At 42.4% G+C, this 20,292-nt stretch carries 22 protein-coding genes and 2 pseudogenes; 12 read left to right on the top strand and 12 right to left on the bottom strand.

Features of this window, described 5'->3' with window-relative positions:
• The 7 genes and pseudogenes from H6G97_RS31035 to H6G97_RS31005 form a co-directional block, all read right to left on the bottom strand.
• Window positions 1-381, bottom strand: a 381-nt coding sequence (locus H6G97_RS31035) for a helix-turn-helix domain-containing protein (RefSeq protein ID WP_338421871.1), incomplete at its 3' end; no start/stop codon positions are given.
• Window positions 382-1,023: 642 nt separating this feature from the next.
• Complete coding sequence (locus tag H6G97_RS31030) at window positions 1,024-1,248, bottom strand: hypothetical protein (protein WP_190944345.1); 225 nt, start codon at window positions 1,246-1,248, stop codon at window positions 1,024-1,026.
• Window positions 1,238-1,879, bottom strand: coding sequence for a ParA family partition ATPase (gene parA / locus H6G97_RS31025; protein WP_190944344.1), 642 nt, complete (start codon window positions 1,877-1,879; stop codon window positions 1,238-1,240). Before parA ends, H6G97_RS31030 begins: the two co-directional genes overlap by 11 nt.
• Before the next feature lie 210 nt (window positions 1,880-2,089).
• Entirely contained in the window at window positions 2,090-2,884 is a 795-nt protein-coding gene (locus H6G97_RS31020; RefSeq protein ID WP_190944343.1) for a hypothetical protein, read from the bottom strand.
• Between the two features lie 105 nt (window positions 2,885-2,989).
• A pseudogene (locus tag H6G97_RS56135) lies at window positions 2,990-3,175 on the bottom strand (hypothetical protein); the annotation flags it as partial.
• 549 nt (window positions 3,176-3,724) lie between these two features.
• Complete coding sequence (locus H6G97_RS31010; RefSeq protein ID WP_190944342.1) at window positions 3,725-4,558, bottom strand: NAD-dependent epimerase/dehydratase family protein; 834 nt, start codon at window positions 4,556-4,558, stop codon at window positions 3,725-3,727.
• Between the two features lie 86 nt (window positions 4,559-4,644).
• A complete protein-coding gene (locus tag H6G97_RS31005; RefSeq protein ID WP_190944341.1) occupies window positions 4,645-5,247 on the bottom strand; it encodes a tyrosine-type recombinase/integrase in 603 nt (200 codons plus the stop codon).
• Between the two features lie 15 nt (window positions 5,248-5,262).
• Between H6G97_RS31005 and H6G97_RS31000 the strand changes: the two genes are divergently transcribed.
• From H6G97_RS31000 to H6G97_RS30990, 3 genes are all read left to right on the top strand, one after another.
• Window positions 5,263-5,460 (top strand): hypothetical protein, encoded by a 198-nt coding sequence (locus tag H6G97_RS31000; RefSeq protein ID WP_190944340.1) that lies wholly within the window; start codon window positions 5,263-5,265, stop codon window positions 5,458-5,460.
• Window positions 5,461-5,833: 373 nt separating this feature from the next.
• Window positions 5,834-6,181 (top strand): FG-GAP repeat domain-containing protein, encoded by a 348-nt coding sequence (locus H6G97_RS30995; RefSeq protein WP_190944339.1) that lies wholly within the window; start codon window positions 5,834-5,836, stop codon window positions 6,179-6,181.
• A gap of 1,590 nt (window positions 6,182-7,771) precedes the next feature.
• Complete coding sequence (locus tag H6G97_RS30990; RefSeq protein ID WP_242055453.1) at window positions 7,772-8,137, top strand: hypothetical protein; 366 nt, start codon at window positions 7,772-7,774, stop codon at window positions 8,135-8,137.
• Window positions 8,138-8,359: 222 nt separating this feature from the next.
• Here the strand turns inward: H6G97_RS30990 and H6G97_RS30985 are convergent, their stop codons facing one another.
• Window positions 8,360-9,190 carry a hypothetical protein gene (locus H6G97_RS30985; RefSeq protein ID WP_190944337.1) on the bottom strand — a complete coding sequence of 277 codons (831 nt, stop codon included), beginning with the start codon at window positions 9,188-9,190 and terminating at the stop codon, window positions 8,360-8,362.
• Window positions 9,191-9,337: 147 nt separating this feature from the next.
• On the opposite strand from H6G97_RS30985, the gene H6G97_RS30980 reads away from it, so the two are divergent.
• On the top strand, window positions 9,338-9,532 hold the full coding sequence (locus H6G97_RS30980) for a type II toxin-antitoxin system HicA family toxin (protein ID WP_190944336.1): 195 nt from the start codon (window positions 9,338-9,340) through the stop codon (window positions 9,530-9,532).
• On the opposite strand, the gene H6G97_RS30975 is transcribed toward H6G97_RS30980, so the two are convergent.
• Window positions 9,507-12,071, bottom strand: coding sequence for a sensor domain-containing protein (locus tag H6G97_RS30975; protein ID WP_190944335.1), 2,565 nt, complete (start codon window positions 12,069-12,071; stop codon window positions 9,507-9,509). The two genes, H6G97_RS30980 and H6G97_RS30975, sit on opposite strands and share 26 nt — an antisense overlap.
• A 149-nt stretch (window positions 12,072-12,220) precedes the next feature.
• Here H6G97_RS30975 and H6G97_RS30970 point away from each other — a divergent pair, with 149 nt between their 5' ends.
• Together H6G97_RS30970 and H6G97_RS56130 are read left to right on the top strand one after the other, a co-directional pair.
• Complete coding sequence (locus tag H6G97_RS30970; protein ID WP_190944334.1) at window positions 12,221-12,532, top strand: hypothetical protein; 312 nt, start codon at window positions 12,221-12,223, stop codon at window positions 12,530-12,532.
• 276 nt (window positions 12,533-12,808) lie between these two features.
• Window positions 12,809-12,895 (top strand): annotated as a pseudogene (locus H6G97_RS56130) (DUF7219 family protein); the annotation flags it as partial.
• Window positions 12,896-13,201: 306 nt separating this feature from the next.
• On the opposite strand, the gene H6G97_RS30965 reads toward H6G97_RS56130, so the two are convergent.
• The 3 genes from H6G97_RS30965 to H6G97_RS30955 all read right to left on the bottom strand — a co-directional run bounded on the left by H6G97_RS30965 (window position 13,202) and on the right by H6G97_RS30955 (window position 17,193).
• Window positions 13,202-16,267, bottom strand: coding sequence for a DUF3854 domain-containing protein (locus tag H6G97_RS30965; RefSeq protein WP_190944333.1), 3,066 nt, complete (start codon window positions 16,265-16,267; stop codon window positions 13,202-13,204).
• A 493-nt stretch (window positions 16,268-16,760) separates the two neighbouring features.
• Entirely contained in the window at window positions 16,761-17,009 is a 249-nt protein-coding gene (locus H6G97_RS30960) for a hypothetical protein (protein ID WP_190944332.1), read from the bottom strand.
• Entirely contained in the window at window positions 17,002-17,193 is a 192-nt protein-coding gene (locus H6G97_RS30955) for a hypothetical protein (protein ID WP_094346746.1), read from the bottom strand. Before H6G97_RS30955 ends, H6G97_RS30960 begins: the two co-directional genes overlap by 8 nt.
• 229 nt (window positions 17,194-17,422) lie before the next feature.
• On the opposite strand from H6G97_RS30955, the gene H6G97_RS30950 reads away from it, so the two are divergent.
• The 6 genes from H6G97_RS30950 to H6G97_RS30925 all read left to right on the top strand — a co-directional run bounded on the left by H6G97_RS30950 (window position 17,423) and on the right by H6G97_RS30925 (window position 20,114).
• Window positions 17,423-17,587, top strand: a complete 165-nt coding sequence (locus H6G97_RS30950; protein ID WP_190944331.1) for a hypothetical protein — start codon at window positions 17,423-17,425, stop codon at window positions 17,585-17,587.
• Window positions 17,588-17,767: 180 nt separating this feature from the next.
• A complete protein-coding gene (locus tag H6G97_RS30945; protein WP_190944330.1) occupies window positions 17,768-18,952 on the top strand; it encodes a hypothetical protein in 1,185 nt (394 codons plus the stop codon).
• The gene (locus H6G97_RS30940; protein ID WP_190944329.1) at window positions 18,933-19,127 is read left to right on the top strand and encodes a hypothetical protein; all 195 of its coding nucleotides are present in this window, start codon (window positions 18,933-18,935) and stop codon (window positions 19,125-19,127) included. The genes H6G97_RS30945 and H6G97_RS30940 overlap by 20 nt, the downstream gene beginning before the upstream one ends.
• A gap of 1 nt (window position 19,128) precedes the next feature.
• Window positions 19,129-19,350, top strand: a complete 222-nt coding sequence (locus H6G97_RS30935) for a hypothetical protein (protein WP_242055451.1) — start codon at window positions 19,129-19,131, stop codon at window positions 19,348-19,350.
• A 94-nt stretch (window positions 19,351-19,444) separates the two neighbouring features.
• Entirely contained in the window at window positions 19,445-19,702 is a 258-nt protein-coding gene (locus H6G97_RS30930) for a hypothetical protein (RefSeq protein WP_190944328.1), read from the top strand.
• 1 nt (window position 19,703) lies between these two features.
• The gene (locus tag H6G97_RS30925; protein ID WP_190944327.1) at window positions 19,704-20,114 is read left to right on the top strand and encodes a hypothetical protein; all 411 of its coding nucleotides are present in this window, start codon (window positions 19,704-19,706) and stop codon (window positions 20,112-20,114) included.
• Window positions 20,115-20,292: the final 178 nt, after the last annotated feature.

Below are 20,292 nucleotides of genomic sequence, written 5' to 3'. Positions count from 1 at the left end.
ATCAAATAATTCGTAATAGCTGCGTTTCGACTCGTAAGTGACATCATATTCAAACGCTAGTTTATATTCCAGTTCACCCAGTTCCCAATATGCCTTCGTTTGTAGCCAACTTAATACTTCTTCTCGTTGTTCAGTACTCAAATAGCTTTTCCTTCCCTTATAGCTCAGATGCAGCCCCGAAACCCCATATTCCTCGTAACTTTGCTTCCAACTTGTTATCGAACCAACTGACACATCTAAAATTGTTTGAATTTCTTCATACTTGTAGCCTTGATAAATCAGTTTGACTGCCAATGCTTTCCTGACTTCACGCGCATCTGGACGAGCATCTATAAATTCTTGTAGTTCTGCGATCGCCCCTTGTAGATGCTGATTTATCATGGTTCACTCTTAGACCGATATTTCCCTCAGTATTATCTCGTAGTCTTTTTCAGAAATCAAATATGATTCCTATATATTGATGTGGCGTTGAGCCGACATCGTGTAATTTGGGTTGTAGAGAGTAGAGCATATACTCTGTGGTTGATGTCGGCACGCCCCCCTGAAAATCAAATCTATTAATGTTCAAATCCCAAAATTTTTGGGAATACTTAGTTTACGTTTTTACGTAGATATAAATTTATTCCGACACTCCTTATATTCAAGTTCAAAACTCTCTTGAATTTTCTCGGTAACAAGAAACAAAATATCTGATTCAAGCCATTCTGTTGGTGATGTCATTATTGGAATCCCAGCTTAATAAGTTTTTTATGCGTATTTATTTTAACTAATAACTTGTTAGCGCTTGATTAGCATTTGACATTACTAATTTACTTGAGAGCATCAATGTGCAATCCTTAGCGTTATTAGAGGAGATAAATTAATATAGCTTTCAGAAGCTGTAATATGAGAATAATTTATTACAAATAAAGTTAAAAAATTCGATTTTCTCAAGTACAAGTACTCATATAATACTCTAATTTAATTGTTGAAAACCTACTGAAACAAGGGAGTATTTGAGTAAATACTCAAATGAGGTTTTACTCAATCTTTGGAGACTGGAGTATTTAGATAAGCCTCTAGTGCCTTGATTACAATGCTGGTGATGCTGCTGCCCTTCCCTTCCTCTATGGCCCGCATCTTAACTTTGTTGTGTAAGCTGATAGGGATTTCTGCATTCAAGCGGGTGGTTTCTTCCTTACTTGCTTCTTCAATCGCCAAGTTTTTTTGCTCGTGGTCGCGTCGTGTTTTCTTTGCTTTAAGCACCATGCTTGAGTACCTCCAGCACTTCCTTTTTGAGTGCATTAATTTCTCTGGCCGCATCGCTGCTGGGGTCACTGAAAACAGTTAATCCCTCTGCTGCCGTTGTTGGGTAGACTACCCGTTGAGTCGTGCTTGCCTTAAGCACAGGTAAACCATAATCTTTTAGTGCTTGATTAATCTCTCCACTGAGCTTGGTATTTTTAATTGCTCTGCTAATGACAAAAGCAGCTTTTGGTTTACCGTCGGTGACTTCTCGACGTGCGGCGATTATGTCAACCAGATCGGCACACGCCCAAATATCGTAGGGGCTTGGTTGTACGGGGATGAGAACCAAATCAGCAACTTTGACCGCAGCTGCACTGAGCTTGGCAATTTGTGGCGCACCATCAATTACAATCCAGTCGTATCCTTGCGAGATAGCTTGCAAGTCCTTAGCTAGTGTTTCCCGGTCTAGTCCAACAACCGGGATGATGTTCCCAGAGCTTGCTTCGTTCCAATCCCTTGCACTGCCCTGCGGATCGGAATCTATCAGTAACACTCTGTAACTATCTCGCTTCAGTGCATGAGCAAGATTAGTAGCAATGGTTGTTTTACCTGAGCCTCCTTTTTGGTTCAGGACGGCAATAACTGTTGGCATTTAACGACTCCAGCATTTTTACTAAACACTCATTTGAGTAAATACTCAAACAATCAAAGCATTAATTCTGGGTAATGGCAAGTCAAAAATACAACAGAATTTCCGAATTCTTAAGCTGAGTTTTAGTTAATCTGATGGACTCCAGTATTTTGAGTAAATACTCATTTTTTCAAACCTTGTTACAAACCTTGCAGGCTACTCCCCCTTAACTCATTCCGTCTCCGAGACAGCTTTCTTTTTTATAGGCTTTGGTAATGGGGTTTTTGATTCCTTTTTAGCTCCAGGTTTCTTGTTAGGATTACTCTTTCTTTTCTCCGCCGCCACTGTAGCCTTATCTGTTTTTGATGCTTTGAGAAAATTGGGTAATTCTTCAGTGGGTAATCCCATCAATGAATTAAAAATAAATATGTTTTTTTCCGGGTTAAATTTGGCTTTTAACTGAACGAAATAACGCTTGGCTTGATCTTCTTTAGCCACTTTAGGATTAAATCGGAAGGGGGGAACAATAGCATCTTTCCAAACAATTGGTAAATGGGATGCTTTCATAAATTTTACTTTCAATGAAGTCTCGGCAGATTTGATAAAATCTAATCTCTCGAAGTTAAAATTCTTGAAAATTGAAATGCAGGGAGTTCGGCATACAGGGATAAACTGCCATAATCCAGATAGCTTAAATTCTCCGTCATTGAGTTCTTCAAATAATCCCGAAGGGGCTTCTTGGTGTGCCACTAATTGAAAATGCATTTGATGTGGTTGGTCGGGCTTAGGGAAATGAATTACTTTCGGATAAACCAACAAAGTAACTTCGTTACTGTTTTTTTTCTTGAGATGTATTTTCAGCGCCTCAAATGGCTTGGGTTTAGAGAAGATTGGATATTCTCGTCTACCAATTTCAATCTTTAATTTCTTGTCTTCAGTAAAATTTATCTGACCCGAAATCACCCCAACTGCTTGGAAGTAATTCTGTTGTGACTGCTGTTCTGATTGCTCAACTTGCTCTGACATTTTTCTTCCCTCTGTATTAACACCACGCTATTTCAAAATCGGCATCACACTCAACCATGATGATTTGTAATTTTTGGTTTTTTTTGGGTCTAATCACCAAAATTTTCAGACAACCAAAAATCTGCCTAGTTCAAGCCTGTAGCGGTGAATATAGTACGTACAAGTGAAGACGCGCTCCAACAAAACAGGTAAAGTTTTAAGGGAGGATGAGGGTGATGGAATTACGGCTAACACTGTGTAATTATCTCGCTTCAGTGCATGAGCAAGATTAGTAGCAATGGTTGTTTTACCTGAGCCTCCCTTTTACTTCAGGATGGCGATAACTGTTGGCATTTGTAGACTCCAGCATTTTGAGTAAAAGCTCATTTGAGTAAATACTCAGTTACTCATAGCATCAATTTTGGGTAATGACAAGTTAAAAGCTTAGGGAAACTCTATAGTATATAAGTACTAATTAGAGATAATACCTATGGTTAAAAAGAAAAACTCTGGCGATGATTTTGGATTCAAGGATTTAGACAAGTTTAAATTCAGGAACCCTCCCCCACGACGAAAAAAGCTTATCCCAGAGCTACCAGTACCTTTACCAAATATTGATCCACCAAGTATTGATTCGTAGTAACTAAGCAAAAATTAAGAAAGCACCTTTCTTTGCTTTGTCTCCGGTAGTGTGATCGCTTGCGGGTTAATCTGGGGCTGGATGCTTTACTGTAGCCCCCTAATTGCCGATGTCGTCTAACTACCATTTAACGACATCCCCGCCCACAGGCCACAGCATCGCCAAGCTTGCCTCTTGATGTTTAAGCAAGGATTATTGCTGATTCTATAGGAAACTAAAATTTAGTTGTTTCGTGGTCGCCATGTATGACGCGGAACCCATTGGAGGACTTCTTTAGCAAGTTGGGTGTTAATAAGAGCTTTGTAAGGCTCACCTTCATATTCATGTCCACCATGCCAATCTACTTCAGGAAGTAGGGATTGAGCCAATTCAAAACTTGTTCGATGTGCCGAAGAAATATCATCCGCGCATAGCAGCAAAGTGACATGACCAGGATTAGGGCAGTGTAAAGCGCACCGTGCTGCTTCTGCTGCGTCTTGAACATCGAGAAAAGCGCCATATTCCCAAAATGGATTCCACTCAAAATCGGGATTGGCTTGGCGATTGGAAATAATAAAATCGTAAGTTTCTTGATCAAATACACCCGGTGGTCGCAGACAAATGGTTGAAATACCTGTGCTATCGGTAAAATATCGGCACATTTCTTCACCCAGCCGCTTGGAAATAGCGTAAGGAGTAGCTGGATAACAAGGATGATTGTCGTCTAACGGAAGATAATCCGGTTTTCTCTCACCTTTGAAGATTCCCAACGCATCAACACTACTGAAGAAAACGATACGTTTGAGTTGTGCCTCTGCTGCCGCACTTAGAATATGCCAAGTGCCTTGAAGATTGACTGCCATGATTTCATCCGGCGTTTCTTCTTGGTTTCCCAGGAGGGCCGCCAGATGAACTATTGCATCGCAACCAACAAGTGCAGAACGGATTTCGTTGGGATTGAGAATATTATGACCACTTGCAATGTCAAAGCCAATCACTTCACATCCATCGGCACGCAAAACTTTTTCCACAACCGAACCAATCATTCCTTCATTGCCCGTAACTAATACCTTCATAACGGTGGTGATTTTTACTATTAACTGAATGTCTCATTTATCATTACTTTTTGGTCGAGTAGGAATAAATCCCCATAGTCAAAATTTTACAAATCACCCCAATCAAAATTCAGGAAGCGTCGAGCATTCAGCTTGGTATATTTTTCAGTGTGTTTGATATCCCGATGCCCCAAAAAGTCTTGAATCTCCCTGGTGTTATACCCCTGATTCACCAGATAGTAACCGCAAGCGTGGCGCATCATGTGACAGTGAACTTTGATATCAAGCCCCGCCTGCGCTGCCAGCCGCCCAAGCAGCTTTCGCACTGCATCAGTGGACATCACCTCACCACGCTCGGAAACGAAAATATATTTGCTATCAGGCAGCATCTCTCTGAGTTCTTTGAGCAAAACTAATTCATCATCTCTCAAGGGATGCACCCCAGAGTCACTGCCCTTTTCCCTGGTGATAAAAATTTGACGTTCGGCCCACATCAGTGCATCCCATCTTAAACCGCACTTAGCCCCTACAGCTTCCCCCACCCGCAAGCCGTGGCGAAACATCATCAGCATCAGTGTATAATCACGGTGAGCATAACGAGCTTTGCGATCGAGTGCGGCATCGAGTAGAGATCGCACTTCACTTGGTGTAAGGTATTCTCTAGACCTGTAATGCTTGTTGGGTAGACGAGTTGGGGGTGGCGGCCTCATTTATTCTTGGTGGTAGTGTCCGGTGTACGCGCTGTATTATGGACAGTCTACTACGCCACAATCCCTATTACTCCGTTGAGAGACAAGCCACTGAGAAGTTATTGCGAAGAGTTATCAATTGTTAAATATGTCCATCTTGGCTCAATGCCAAATAGCCAGTCTGCGATGCCTGCGATTTTCTCGTTGCGATCGCGGTCGCTGTCTAATCCGTGACTGAAGATTAACTGTATCTCTAACTGCGTTAGAAAGAAGGCGCTAAGTGCCGATTGATTTTCATTGCCAGACTGTTGACCCTGTGATCCACAGCCTACAATGATTTGACCCCAGATCAGTCAGAATTGCTTGATCTTATTAGCGATCGCGCCGATATTCCCCACTCCGCTAAATCTCGCAACAAAGTCCTACTTGGGTGTAAAAAATAATTTCACAATTTGCATAAAAAGTGTGCTAGCGTCTGAAGAAAAGCTAGTGAGATGTTATTAACTGCATAAAACTTGTGCATATAACGTACAAGTATACTGGTACTAGCTTGACTAATAATTGTGGTTTCACTACTCACAAGGTTAATTATTAAAGGAGCATCATAATGACTACTTTCAGTCAGGCATCTGTAGCTTATGACGGTTATTTTACTGTCAGTGATGGCGGATGGACTAGTTTTAATGAATATCCGCGTCAGCTTGGTGATATCAACGGTGATGGTCGCGATGATATTGTCGGTTTTGCAGGTAGTGAAGTCTACGTCGCTCTAGGTCAAAGCAATGGCACTTTCAGTCAGGCATCTGTAGCTTATGACGGTTATTTTACTGTTAGTGATGGTGGATGGACTAGCTTTGACCAATATCCGCGTCAGCTTGGTGATATCAACGGCGATGGTCGCAATGATATTGTCGGTTTTGCAGGTAGTGAAGTTTACGTAGCTTTAGGTCAATAGGATAATACTTTGGGACTTCCAAAGAATAAATTAATCAACAAAAACCAAGAAACTACGCTCAAAGAATAATAATCATTATCAGGGGGAGAAAGCGGTTGCCGTCGGCAACCGCTTTCTCCCCCTCTTAAATATCCATCTAAACCTCCGAGGTACTCCTGCCACATTGGGTGTCCGCCGAGATACCTGCAAATTGGGACACGTTGTAAATAGATATTGCAGATAAGCCTTTGTCGATTTACTAACTTGCCCAAAAATGATAAATGACTAATAAAAATTTTGCTATTCAAAACCAAGCTTTTACGTTTCTTTGTCCCTTGCACTTGCCCATAAATGACTCTTTTAGGGAATGTCTTCATTTGAATAGTTAAGTAATGGTTGAGGCTGAAACAACGGTAAATCAAGGTTTTTGACAATTAGTTTTACAAAACTTTACAATGTGTCCCATTTTGCGCGTATCTCGGTGGCTACCCTATCTTGTCCAATACAAACTGGGGTTTTTTGTACGTCCCCTCGAAAAGGGGGAATAGCAAAAACGAGGTTGGCATCACCGTGCCAAAACGGGAAAATTGTACGCTAAGGCTGAAAGTCTTTCTCTGTCTAGATTTTGGGCGTTAATTTTTTTTGATGGTGCAGAGTATTGCTAGTACTCTGCACCATCAAAAAGACTGATTCGAGTCAAAAGTGATAAATACAGGTATGCCATTTGCTCAAAACAACTGATTTTCATAGCGTTGAGGTTAGCATCAGTTCCAAGCGCGTACACTTTCCCCGTTTTGACACAGTGATGCCTAATACTACTCTGCACCAACAAAATAAGGGTAATCAGCCGATCTTCGGGTGAAGGGTAAAAAATCAGGGGCTAAGATGCTTGCTAGGCAAGCTTTTCAGCCTTAGCGTACAATTTTCCCGTTTTGGCACGGTGATGCCAGGTTTGGCATTATTACCTTCAAATCCTTGTCAGCAAAGCTTTCCCCCAATGTGTTTCAGAAACTATACTTTTTGAGACATACCTAAATCATGTCTCTTTTTATGTCTCAAAATGCAATTCTTAGATCGTCTAAGGACTAATGAGACTCTCCCAAACCTATAGCTCTATGAAGGCTTACGCTATTTTAAAGGCAAAGCACCATTCAAGATTAAATTCCTTAATCCCCCTTTTCGAGGGTTTGTACAAAAAACCCCAAACTATAAACTCCAACGGATGATCTCTTGTCAATTTGACCGCGTAAGCGCCCCAAAACCTTAATTTGACGTGAGCGCCAGTCAGGGCTGACTCGACCACAGTCTAGCCTATCACCTCGGTTTGGTTCAGTTCAAAAACCTGAACTGTGGTTCAGAATCGCCGCCAAACTCTATTTTGGCTCAGTTCAAGGACGTGAACTGTGGTTCTGAACTGTTGCCAAAATCGCTGTGTTCCGCGTTAGTTGGTTGATTCAGTGGTTCAAAGCTGGTTCAGCTAGACCGTTCACAGAAACTTTAAAGCAAGATCAGTATCTTTGCTGTATCAGTGTTTAGGAGCAAGAAAGTAGAAATGAAGTAACAAATTTTATTCTCCTATTCAGTATTTTTATGAAATTTCCCTCCAAAGTTTTGGTAGTTTTAACTTCAACTTTTGGTTTATTTTCAATCAATTTTGCTGTTTCTCTACCTGCAATTGCGTCAGTTATATGTGTTGGTGGGACAATTAGTAATTATTCAAATGGTTCGTTGGCAAGTTGTATTCTTGGCCAAGATACGACCGTGCAGGTTTCCAGCCCCAGTTCCGGGTCATCTAATTTTGAGTGCCTTGCCCAAAAATTTATATCTTTTAATGAGAAAGCACAGTTTACAGGTTGCCAGCTTTCACAGGAAATCCAACTTAGAAAAGGTAACTCAATTGAAACATGTCCAGCAGAATATAAAGTAAATGTTTCAGTTGAAAGTAATGGTACTCAATCCATTACTTGCAATCCCTAAGAGGATGTTTGGATAGTGGCGACTGCCCTGTTGTCATGCAACGAAAATTGCAACACAACGTCAGTGCAATTTTCAACGCATTTCCGATCGCGATGGCGTACCGCCCTTTCCGATGGCGATCGCTAACTCTCCCGATTGGCCCTTAACCCAAAATGCGAGTTGGGGTTTTTGGGATAAACCCTCGAAAAGGGGGATTCTGTTGAGATGACTAGCTTATGTCAATTAGTTGCCCAACTGATCCAAAAACTCCAGTTCACTAACATCAATGAGATTTAATCCACCCGCAGCAGCACCAGAACGCAACGGTGAAGGTGCAGTGAGCGGTTGTCCGGTGAGGGCAGAAACCAAAAGAACTTTATCACTACCACAGGAAACCCAAGAGATTTTATATTCTTCGCCGCCTGAAAGTAGCCGGACGCGATCTCCTTTAACGGGTTGGCGAGTGGTGACGGATGGTGACGGCTGTGGTGACGGCTGTGGTGACGGCTGTGGTGACGGCTCAAAACCATTATTTGGACTGGCTTTTACGCTGGGTGACGGCTCAAAACCCAATCCACTTTTATTTATTACTAAATCATTTTCAACGGGCTGTGGTGTCAGAGAATTTTCTTCTAACAAAGAATTGTCGATTTGGGACTCTGGCTCGAAAACTAATTCCACTTGTTTTTCTAGCTGACTTATCAAAGTGCCGTCACCATCCGGGAAACCCTTATTGAGTATAGGTTCTGAGCCGTCACCAGTGCCGTCACCAGTGCCGTCACCAAAATTTAAATTTTGAGCGAGGGTGTAATCATGAGTGGGAATGAGATCATCTATCCCAGCCACCCTCAGCCGCAGTCCCCGGATAAATTTACCCGTTTTGGTAGATTCTTTCTCCACTGACCAGCCCAAAACGCTGCGGCACATTTCCAGCAGGTCGGGCGAAAAGTTGTTATGATTTTTCGGTTTGCTGCCAGCCTTATGGCAATAACGGTTGTAAGAACCAAACAGGGTAGTAACGAGTGAGCCATCCTCACCTTCAAAGCGATCGCAGCCAATCGCAGTTTTTGCCATTGAGTCAGCAATCACGCACTGATTCAACCACGCGGCGATCGCATCAGTAATTAATTATCTTCTGCAACCAAAGGCTATACCTAGAAGAATGTCCTTTGCTCGACACTGATACTAGTCCCAGGTTTGTAACTAGCATAGAGGTCAGCTATGCCTAGATTGCCAAGAATCTCAGGCAATGAGACAATTCGTGCATTAGAGCGCTTAGGATTTATTCAAACTAGACAAACTGGTAGTCATGTTGTACTTAAAAAACCGACTCCAGAAGGAGAAATTGTTTGTGTTGTACCACTTCACCGTGAGTTAAAAGTTACAGGTTTTAATTTAGCTGAAAGTACAAGCTAGATGCGATTAATGTATCTACCGAGTTGCTATCAAGTGGCCGAGAGAAAATATATCCTTGTGCGTGCTTGCATTTTTTCATTTGAAGCTGTGTTAATTGCTCTCTTGTTTCTATACCCTCGGCTATTACATCTATATTAAGACTTTGTGCTAGGGAAATAATCGCCTGAACAATTTCCAAGTTTTCTCCATTAGCACCAATGTTGATAACAAATGAACGATCAATCTTCAATGCACTAAAGGGAAAATGGTGCAGGTAACTCAAGGATGAATAACCTGTGCCAAAATCATCTAGATGTAACTGAATATCCATCTGTTGTAATTCCAAAAGCATAGCAGTAGCTGAATCAGAATTTTTCATCAGTACGGTTTCAGTAATCTCCAACTTTAAACTGCTGCCTTCTAGACCAGAATCTAGCAGAATTTGGCGAATTTCCTCAATCAAATTGGGGTGGAAAAACTGTTTACTAGAAATATTGACACTAATGGTTAAGGGTGGGTTAGTAGGAAATTTCAATTGCCAAGCCCGCATCTGACGACAAGCTTCGCGTAACACCCAATAACCAATCGGCACAATCAGCCCAGTTTCTTCTGCTAAGGGAATAAACTTTTCTGGAGAAATAATTCCATGTTCAGGATGTTGCCAGCGCACAAGAGCCTCAAAGCCAATAATCTTATAAGTTTCTAACGAGACAATTGGCTGATAGTAAACCTGAAATTCCTGGCGTTCAATTGCCCGTCGTAGATCCATTTCTAACTGTAATAACTGGGCAGCTTGAGTGTACATACTAAAATCAAATATTTCATAGCGTGCTTTTCCTAATGCTTTAGCGCGGTACATTGCAATGTCAGCATCACGGATGAGTTCTTCTGGCAGATTATAATTGCTTGTGCCTAAAACGATACCAATACTGACAGTAGTAATCACTTCGTTTCCACCAGTATTGAAAGCTCCTGTCAAAGCTACATTTATTCTGTTCGCTACATTTATTACATCACTTAAGTCTTTGATATCATCTAATAGAATTGTGAACTCATCTCCTCCTAAGCGGGCAACTGTATCTCCTGCACGGAGACACCTTTCTAATCTGCGTGCCAGCGCCATTAGCAATTGATCCCCAATTATATGACCAAGACTATCGTTGATAACTTTAAAGCGATCCACATCTAGGAACAGGACAGCGAATCTGTAGCCTGAATAACGCTTTGTTCGCACCAGCGCCCGCTCCAACCTTTCGACAAATAAAGCACGATTTGGCAGTCCAGTTAGTGAATCGTGAAAAACATCATGAATTAATTGCGCTTCGGTTTGTTTTTGCTCCGTAATATTCAACACCGTACCAATGAAGCGGAGCGGTTTTCCGTTTGCATCAAAGTAGGCTTGCCCTTTCGCCCTCAGCCAGCGTTCAACTTTATCCTGAATGCCGATCGTTCGATACTCAGTGTCATAAGAGCCACCTGATGCTGGGTTAAACGCCTCTTGAATAATTTCCTGAAGACGATCGCGGTCATCGGGATGTAAGCCCTCAAAAAACGCTTCTATACTACTCTCGGCATCGGGCGGTAGCCCAAACATGGCTTTGCAGCCAGTATCCGATTTCAATTCTCCTGTAACTAGATTCCAATCCCAAGTTCCCAATTGGGCAGAGGCGATCGCCATCCGCAACCGGTCTTCATTCTCCCGCAGGGCTTTCTCAGACTGTTTGCGATCGCTAATATCTTTGAACAGGATGGCCACTTTGTGCCTCTCTGGCTGCTCAATGCGAAATGCATATACATCAAACCAGCGATTCAGCGCCTCAGAGCCATTTTCAAAGCGAACGGGTTCACCCGTTAGAGCCACTCTGCCATAAGTCTTAAACCAAAATTCTTCCATATTGGGAACGAGTTGGCGTAACGTTTTACCCTCTGCCTGTTGGAGTCCGGTTTGTTGCTCAAATGCAGGGTTGATTTCTAGGAAGCGATAATCAATCGGCGTATTGTTTGCATCAAACAACATTTGAATAACGCAAAAGCCGTCTTCCATCGTTTCAAACAGCGTTCGATACAAGGCTTCCTGTTCTGCCAGGGCTGCATTTGCCTGTTCTAACTGGGCAGTTCGTTCGGCAACGCGTTGTTCTAGTTCCTGATTGGCCTGTTGTAGGGCGGCTTCCGTCTCTTTCTGCTGAGTCATCTCACGGGCAACGCAGTATATCACTCCCCGGACAATCTGCGGTGATGCTGTCCATCCCAGCCATCGGTAGCAGCCAGCTTTCGTCCGGTAACGATTCTCGAAATTGAGCGTTGCTATCCCGGTTTTCACCTTCTCCATTTCTGCTAACGTGGCGAAGTGGTCGTCTGGATGCACGAAGTCTAAAAAAGGACTGGCTAATAATTCTGCTTCTGAGTAGCCAAGGGTTTGGGTAAATACAGGGTTGATCCGCTTAAAGTAGCCATCCAGACCAATGACAGACAGCAGATCGAGCGATCGCTCAAAGAAAAAGGTTTCTTCAGATAAAACCAATTTATTCACGGGTGAGGTAATAGAATCTTCACAGGCCATAACATAATTACGGAGCAGATAAAGCGGAATTATCGCAAAGCAGACGAGACAAGTTGGGGTGAATTAATACTCAAGTGCTAGCACTACTTAATAGTTTACACATCAGTATAGTTAAGATTTTTTCCATTCGCAGTTAACAAAGGAAAATCATGAAATCTGGCTGTAGCAACAATCCAGAAGCTTTGTTGCAAGGACTTAATCCGCAACAATCATCGGGAGTATGGGTAACTAACTATACTTTAATTGATTTTCTCCATCATCATTGGGCAAACTACCCGCAACGTCCTCTGTTTGCTAACTCTGGTAGTGCAATTGACCTAACACGCATTTGGAAAGTGCAAAAACAGGAGTCTGGTCATACTGTCAGTAGACCAGCAATTCTCCTTATGAGAATAATTATCAATATGATTAGCAACTATGCAAAATTTCCTGTTAAAGATATGGTTTTTGTATCTCTTTAATTCGTAAGCTTAGGGGATATTTTGAATCAGCCAGGAATTTTCGACGAAATAGTACTTTATTTCCGGTCAATTCTCGAAAATTTGCCTGATAAACGAACAGGTAAAAATAAGCACTATCAAATGAGCGATGCAGCCATTTTGTGCATCAAATAGCCTTGACTCAATTTTTCGGAACTTATCTGTATAATTTCATACTATCAGATTTGATTTCAACTCAATCTCCGGGTAATTACGTATTTTTAGCTAAAACAGTAAGTTAATGACCCAGAAGATGTTTACAACCAGATTCAGGCACTTTGGAAACAGTTAAAGCAGAGTAAAAAAGAACTCTTGGTTGGTAAATCGCCACCAGCATCAGCCTGAAGTTACTCTAATTCCGGGCGGCATCAAGAGAAACTCATGCCGAAGATTGCGGCATCACAATATTTTTTGCTACTTTGTTCGCCTAACAAGAGAAAACCTTAATTCTTCGTTGCCAAACCCCACTCATTAACGACTATTGCAAACAATTATCATCTGTCTCCACTAGATAGTTGACACACGCTGATCACAAAGCGCAAAAGCCGTTAATTGAAGCACAATCAAGTCACTTCCCTCTCCTCGGACAATCATAGAGAACGCGATACATCTGAACGGATGATCTCGCGCGAGATCCTATTATTAGTTGCCCTAAGTATCCAAAAACTCCAGTTCACTAACATCAATGAGATTTAATCCACCCGCCGCAGCGCCAGGACGCAACGGTGAAGGAGCAGTGAGCGGTTGTCCGGTGAGGGCAGAAACCAAAAGCACTTTATCACTACCACAGGAAACCCAAGAGATTTTATATTCTTCGCCGCTTGAAAGTAGCTTTACACGATCTCCTTTAACGGGTTCGCGGGTGGTGACGGATGCTGATGGAGCCGGTGACGGATTGGTGATGGTTTGGTGATGGTTTGGGGAAATGGATGGTAATGCAAGTGGTGTATGGGTTATAGCTATTTCAGGTGATGGTTGTGACGGAGGTGATAGAGTTTTGCCCAAACTTTCTACAAAATCCGTTTTCTCATCGCCCAAACTTTCACTCTTCAAAAAATTAGATGGATGATTATTTACCTCGTTTACAAAAAGATTTTTCTGTAAATGTCCATCACATCCGTCACCGTAAGGCTTTGAGTCCATCACCATATCCATAACCTTGTCCGTCACACCTCCATCACCAGCTTGATTGGAAGTGATTGAAGATTCGGAAGGGAACGGAGCTTCATCGAAAGCGCCTCTTAACCGGATACCGTAAAAATGACTGCCAGTTCTGGTTTTTTCCTGCTTAACATCAGACCATCCCAGCACATGATTTAAGACTTGCAGTAAGTCTGGGGTGAAATTGGGTAAGCTCTTGCCTTGTTGCCCAGAATTTTGGCAGTAGTGATGGTAGGAGCCAAACAGTGTGCTGATTTCGGGGCGGTAGCTGCTACTTTGCCATTCGTTTTTGTTGGAGCCGACTTTGACAACTCCTGTTGGATCTCGCACAATATGCCGTTCCACCCAAGCCGCGATGGAGTCAGTCATTTGTGCCATTTCCCAGTAAGCGAGATCATAGCCAGTAGAGTTTTTTCCATTGAGAGTGTTAATTATTTCACTCTCTGGAATGGTAAGTAGGTACTGGGTGAAGGCTCCCATCTCCGGGTAGAGCTTCTCTCTGAGGTGAGTATCTACAATTGGTGGACAGTAATTCATGTTTACTACAATCAACCGCCTTTTGAGCCATCTGCCGACCCCAGAGCCTTGGAGCGCCGCATAATTGGAAGTAATTAAAACTGTGGCAGCGAGTCTGACATCACAAGCTTTTTTATAAACTTCCTTGGCTTTGGTGCTTCCTCCCCCCGTGAGGGTTTTGAAAGTTTGCAAACCGCCATTGACCTTATCTTGATCCTCAAAAATGACTGAGCGTTTGTTGTTGATGTCTACCAGGAAATTAGGATTATCCAAGTTTTCAATTTTGCCACTCCAAGTATTCTCTGAGCCGACTAACGCAGTCAGGATATCCGAGTAAATGCCTTTACCATTGCCGCCATTGCCCCAGAGGTAAAGAATTTTTTGGAGATGAGACATACCTCTGAGTGTGGCAGCTGCAAAACAGATGAGGGTCTGTATTTTTTGGGAGTCCCCCTCTGTTACTTCCTGGAACCAACCGCGAATCGTTGGCCAATCTCGAATCTTGGGATTATCAAAGCGATGGGGCAGTGTCCAGGTTAAATAATTAGCGGGTGAGTGTTTCTCAAACTTTCCAGTAGCCAGCACCAGTACACCATCTAGGAATGGAACGATATCTGTTCTTTGGGGCCACGTTTCAACAGTTAGCCGTCGCGCCATGAATTTGCGAATATTGACTATATAGCTATCAGTGCCATAGCCAACAATTGAACGGGCATCTAATATTCCCTGAATCATTGTTTCGATCATGTGATCGTCCAGCGATTTCCACAATCCTGAATCATCACCTAGATAGTACTTCCATTCCTTGTATTCGTTGCAGTACTTGAGGCGCTCTCGGTAATCGAGGACGAGTTCAAATGCCAACATATCAGCCGGGATAATTTTCGACTTTGACTGATAAGACTTTGACTGATGAGACTTGGACTCAACGGCATCTTTGCCGTGGGTCAATTCTCTGATTTGCTGATTTAGTGCCGCGATTAGATTATCCGCACTCATGCGAGTTTTCAAAATATTTAACTCTACAATCGTGCCGTAGAGTTGAGAAAGTTGTTCGAGTTGTTCAAAACTATTTACCTCGTCTACCGCCCCAATGCCCAGCATTTTGGTGACTATGCCAAGACATAGCGCCCAGTTATAGCTTTGGGCCCAAAGCGTTGAACCGTTTGGTGTCAGCAACAAGTCATCAATCCCTTTGCCTAGTGACTCGTCCCAGGTGGGGCGCGATACGGAGGAGCCTACTTTTTGCGCCGCTATTGACAGTGCATCAATCCCCTTGTTTACAGATGCTATAACCGAGGGCTTAGAATCCATGTCATAGGCAACTAACAAGGTTCTAGGGCGATTCATGATTCGCTGTAAGCTGGGCTTGAATCGCTTGGTCTTTTTATCTACCCCACAGGTCGCGCCGTAGTTGGTGGTGGTGGGGTATCCCTGACAGATTAAACTAAACAGTTTTTCCCCGCCTTCGGTCGTAATTACAGGTAACTCGGAATTGGCTAACCATTCATAGAAATCCACATCATCAGGGATATTGCCTTTCTCAAGTCCCATCTGTTGCTCAACGAGCCTTCTAATAATGGGGACGACGCGAGGATAGAAGCACTGATCTCCATTCTTAGATGGAGCCAGCCGTTTGTAAGGCTTTGTGCCATCATCGTTTGGTAGACTCAAAATTGAATGCCAGACGCTACCATCTGCATTCAGCATCAGCGCAGCATACACAACGCCGGAATATGGTTTTTTCCACCTTAAAGCCTCGGCTATCCGGTGCGGTGAGTCTGTAAACTCAATCATCGCGTCAAACTGCTCTGCACAAAGTCGCTCACGCCCAAACTTCTGCTTAATAAAATCTTTGAAAGCGCCAAATGAAATCCAATGCTGTTTAACGCTCTCGTTAGTCCAGATTTGCTCAACACTATTGGGCTGTGTCGCCTGATTCCTGGGTTCAGATAATAGTGGGGCTAGAGTCAGTTGATCTAGATGTCCACGAACGTCAAAAGTAGCAGTAGTACTAGAACCGTTAAAGATGGCTACCATTGTGAAATCCTTGTGAGGTAAATTGTGTGGGCTTTACCTCCCCCGAAGATTCACCAAAGTTTTAATCAAATTTCTCGTTAAACCCGTTGTAGGAAGTTGTAAGAAGTACTAGGAACTGATAACATTAGGTTATAAAGAAATTTAATCGACAAAAAACAACTGGGTGTCTTCTAGGACTGTTAAACAACTTGCAGCAAACAAGTTGAGTCTTGGGGAGGCATTCTTTTCTTATGTATATCTGGTGACATGACACTTAGAAAAGATGAACTAAGGGTATAGTCTTATTACATAGTAAATTATGTCAGGCAAAAAAAATAATAAATATCTCAGCTTTATAAAATAAAACAATTTATCTATTTTCCTCAAGCCAAGACACAGCAAAGCTTTTATAAGTTTTCAACTAGTATTAAAAACCAAATAAATACCTCACTCTATTAATAGTATTAGTGTGACTAAGAATAATTCAATTTGTTGATGCTGCTTCAAAAAGACATTAATCTAAAATTTTGACTGACTTAATACCTTGGCTGCATTTTGTCACTAACAGCCATCTTTTAGCCTCTGGCTCTAGCGCGGGCATGATTCGGAAGTTGAAAACATCTGCCCAAGTTTCGACCCCGTAAGCGTTTGCAAAACTGACTTCAAGTTCCTTGAACCGTACCCAATCGCGATCGCTGATAGCTGTCAAAACGGGGAGAAGCCAGGGGAGTGATTTTAAATCAATGGCAGATGGGTTAATCATTTGATTTGTTTTTAGCGATCGCATCTGTAGACACAGATTCTTTCCAGTTGGCAAGGGCGGCAACAACTACCCCTTCAACTAAATTCGAGACAGTTCTTCGCTCGGATTTGGCCCACGCTTCTAAATCCGATTTTGTTTCATGTTCGCAAGTAAACATTACTTTAGCCTTTTTTGTTACTCCCATTTCTACTCACTTCAACAGCTTACTGAATCTTTACTCAACTATATCCTTTAAGACTCTGACTCTGTAAGCTTTTTTAGTTTAACAGAGTTGAAGCTTAAATATTTTAGTTGACAGCTTCAGTAGCTATCATCTACTATAGCACTCATAAGCAAGGCAAAAACGCCAATGGCAGACAAGATACACGTATTCTTGGCGACTTCAGCCTGCAAATTTATTTTGAGGAGGATTTATGCGAGTAACAATCAGGCAATCCTTACACCCATTTATCAGCAATAAAGCGCAGGAATTAGGCATTAATGACCATGCAGAGGTAGTTAACTTCCTTTTACTCCAGATTTTGCAAAATTCGATGCTGGCACAGACTGCTGCTACTGGGAGCCAAGATACTCAGTAGTGTTTCATAGATACGTTTCATGAAACAGTTTCAACGGTTGCATCAATGTTTCAGCCTCACTTCAACCGTGAAACGCTACTTACACGAGCCTGAAACATGAAACATGAAACATGAAACGCTAGCTGATAACGACTACTTTTGCTTGTGACAGTGACGATAAAAAGTTGAGGGTAAAACGATATGTCAAGACCTAAAAAACAACCAACATCTATAAGCGCGGACGCACCTAACACAAACGAGGCTGAAACTATAACAGAGAAAGCATCAATGCCATCAAAAAAGGTAATTCATTTTATGCTAGATGCTGGACGTTCCAGTATTAAATATCAGGCTTTCGTTAATAACGAAACTGGCACAACACCAGTGATGAAGACTGAATCTTTAGTGTGTTGTGTGCCATCAGTGCCCTTTGGAGAATTAGGAGCTTTCAGCCTAAGTCGGAGTAAGGACGAGAGCAACAAAGATGTTGTAGAGCATTGGGTTGTAGGCTCATCAGCCAGACTGCAAGGTAAAGAGTACATAGCGATGAGTGATTCCGAGAATCACAAAGTACACTACTTCCCGCTACTGGCATTAGGTGCAATTGCATCTCTGCCAAATCTGCTTGAGTTGTCCACAGGCACAAGCAACAAACGTAGAACCTTGCACATTCGTTTATCAACGCTCTCGCTAGCTTCCCCATTAGAACTAAAAAAAGCTATTGAACAATGCAAGTGGATAGCGGTAGATGGTGTTAGATACCGTCTGTGCTTCTCTAAACTTGGCTTTCTGGGATTTCCAGAGGGATATGGCGCGTCACTTTGGGCAAGCGAACGCTTTGAGGATAAACAGTTCCATACTTTTGATATTGGATATGGTACAGCCACAATCAGCGAATACAGTAATCTCGGCAAATTACCAAAGCGGGTAACTTGTAGTCCCAATGGTGGCGGTGGTGTTGCCACACTAATCAAAGAATTCTCTAGAGCATTGAGCAATACCGATTCTTCTAAAATGATTCGCCCCTCCCAACTGCGCGAGATTTTAGAAACTGCAACCGTTGGTAATAACGGCATAAGTGCGATTGCACCTGATGGCGAAGACATTGGGAGTGAGTTAGAAAACGCGATTCATTCATGGATGAAAGATTCTCCCTTGGCTTATGCCCTAGATGACGTATCCGTGAAAGCCAGACGCAGCAAAGTAACTTTGTGTGGCGGTGCATTTGCGATCGCGCCCGTGCAGATGTTGATTAAAGAAAGATTACTCAAAGGGAGCATTCCAGAAAGTAATTTGTTGATTCCCGAAAATCCGGGAACCGTTGCTTTATCAGAAATGAAAAAACTTTATTTAGGAGAAACGACCGATGTTAACCAAGCGGCTTAATTACAACGTTCCTCAAGACTTGACTCCAGCCATCAGAATGCTTGCAGAAATGGATGGCACAACCCCCGCTTACTGGTTGAGAAAAGCTCTAGAGAAATTAGTAAATGAAAGGTTTTCCGTCAATAACAATCATCAAATCAATTTAGGGGATTTGGAGGCGATAAGAGGTGAATAAGATGATGAACAGTATTGTTAGCACAGAAGAAATAGTAATCATCCTGGCTGGTGTTGAACAAACTTTAAGATTGATTCAAGCTACTCCCGAATACAGGAGGCTACAAACATCAGAGCATTTTACTACATCAAATGACTTGGTTTTGAATGATGCCATTCAATCAATTTCTGAAGTTTTAGATGGCATTGAAAAAGTACAACTTGCTAACAGTTCTCATGATTAATAATTGTGCGAACGCTTGCCCGGTCAAGAAAAGCGTTCGCCCAGTTGTGACTTAGATCAGGGATGAATCAGTACACACATTAAAGGATATCAAAATGGCGCACCCCGTAGGATATTACTCCCTCTCTCACGACAATGCACTCATAAAAGATATGTGTGAGACATGGGGGGAAGGATTAGAAAAGATGAACGAATCAGACACACTCTGGTTAATTGCAAAAATCGCTCATGAAGCATGGCTAGAGTGTGATTCTTCTACCGCTCCTAGCAACGAAGCGGAGTCAGTATTGAAACGGCTGCATGAGTTAAAGCAATGGGAAAAATTTGCACTGATTAGCGCAATGGCACAGTGAGATGTACAAGAAACAACTGTATTTAGCTTTGGCTGGTGTTAGTGTCTGTTTTTTGCCTGTAATCATCCCCTTAGTACCCAAGTTGGGGGCTTATGCAGAAGCCGAGAGATTAAAAGCCACCGAAGGATTAGAGCGTAAACGCATAGAAGAACGGGCTAAGACCAGCGATGCCTTATATGAGGCCGGAGTCATGCCCACAACTCGAAAACTGAGAATCACGAATTACTTTGACAGCAGTAAACGCAATCCCAGACCAGACCCAACTCTTTATCAAGATGACGAGATTGTTGATGTCTTTGATGCTTCTGGGCGCTGCATAGGTCGCATTGAAGAAGGAATTTGGAAGTGGAAGCACAAAGCCAAAGAGGTATGTAAAAGCGTTCAAAATATCAAACCAGTGAGGAGGAAGTAATGGCGTTAGGAACATCTGGTGCAGAAAGTAATAGCACTGGTAACAGCGATGGTAAACCCAAAGGTAAGAAGCGAACGCTTGGTGAAATCATCGATTTTTGCGCCAAGGCTGTTGTGATGATTGTTGGTTTACCCATTAGGGCAGCCGCCGCTATAGTTAATCAGTTCGTTGCTAACGG

Source organism: Nostoc flagelliforme FACHB-838, assembly GCF_014698065.1.
Lineage (GTDB): Bacteria > Cyanobacteriota > Cyanobacteriia > Cyanobacteriales > Nostocaceae > Nostoc > Nostoc flagelliforme_B.
This window is presented reverse-complemented; position numbering and strand designations above follow the sequence as displayed.